The organism is Kitasatospora sp. NPDC056651, from assembly GCF_042792155.1.
Classification (GTDB): domain Bacteria; phylum Actinomycetota; class Actinomycetes; order Streptomycetales; family Streptomycetaceae; genus Kitasatospora.
In genome coordinates this window covers 1-1,524 of sequence record NZ_JBHTWX010000247.1, presented here as the reverse complement: position 1 = coordinate 1,524, position 1,524 = coordinate 1, and the positions used below count along the sequence as shown (strand labels likewise).

At 70.1% G+C, this 1,524-nt stretch carries 1 protein-coding gene; it reads left to right on the top strand.

Annotation, left to right across the window (positions count from 1 at the left end; all coding sequences use genetic code 11):
• Nucleotides 1–19: 19 nt before the first annotated feature.
• Nucleotides 20–1,524: amino acid adenylation domain-containing protein (locus ACFRAR_RS38765; protein WP_380705151.1), on the top strand; the 1,505-nt coding region annotated here is incomplete at its 3' end.

Here is a 1,524-nt window from a genome sequence, read left to right as displayed (position 1 = left end):
CCGCCCGGGCAGCGGGAACGTGAGCGTACCGGAACTGATCGAACGCCAGACCACACTCACCCCGGACACCATCGCCGTCGTCGCCGACGGCACCACCCTCGACTACACCGGCCTGAACGAACGCGCCAACCGAATCGCCCACCTGCTCACCAACCACGGCACAGGCCCCGAGTCCGTCGTCGGCGTCCTCCTCGACCGCGGCACCGACCTGTCCGCGGGCCTGCTCGCCACCTGGAAAGCCGGCGCCGCCTACCTGCCCATGGACCCCTCCCACCCCGACGAACGCCTGAACACCACACTCCACCACGCCCACGCCCGCATCGTCCTCACCCACACCCACCAACGCCACCGCTTCGACACCACCACCGGCCTGCACGTGATCTGCCTCGACGCCCAGGACGACACCCTGGCCACCATGCCCACCACCACACCGAACACCACCCACGACCCGGACTCACCCGCCTACGTCATCTACACCTCCGGCTCCACCGGCCGCCCCAAAGGCGTCACCATCACCCACCGCGGCCTGGCCAACCACATCACCTGGGCCGTCGCCGAACTCGCCTCCCACGGCACCGGCGGCGCCCCCGTCTTCTCCTCCACCGCCTTCGACCTCGTCGTCCCGAACCTGTGGGCACCCCTGGCCGCCGGCCAAGCCGTCCACTTCCTGCCCCAGGACCTCGACCTCGGCGAACTCGGCACCCGCCTGACCACCGACGGCCCCTACAGCTTCATCAAACTCACCCCCGGCCACCTGGAAATCCTCAGCCACCAACTCACCGACACCCAAGCCGCCGACCTCGCCGGAATCTGGGTCGTCGCCGGCGAAGCCCTGCCCACCGCCCTGGCCACCCGCTGGACCCGCCTGGTCGGCACCGGCCGCGTCGTCAACGAATACGGCCCCACCGAAACCTCCGTCGGCACCACCACCCACCCCCTCACCACCACCCAACCCGACGGCGACACCGTCCCCATCGGCCGCCCCCTGCCCAACACCACCACCCACGTCCTCGACCACGCCATGCAACCCGTCCCGATCGGCGCCACCGGCGAACTCTACGTCGGCGGCACCGGCCTGGCCCGCGGCTACACCCACCGCCCCGACCTCACCGCCCAACGCTTCCTCCCCAACCCCCACGGCACCCCCGGCACCCGCCTCTACCGCACCGGCGACCTCGTACGCCAACTCCCCGACGGCACCATCGCCTTCCTCGGCCGCATCGACCACCAGGTCAAGATCCGCGGCTACCGCATCGAACCCGAAGAGATCCAGGCCCGCCTGACCGAACACCCCGCCATCCGCGACGCCGTCGTCATCGTCCGCGAGGACACCCCCGACGACAAACGACTCGCCGCCTACTACACCACCACCCCCGGCCACACCACACCCGAACGAGCCGACCTCACCCACCACCTCACCCGCCACCTACCCGACTACATGATCCCCACCACCTACACCCCCCTCGACACCATCCCCCTCAACGCCAACGGCAAGACCAACCACAAAGCCCTCCCCACACCGGA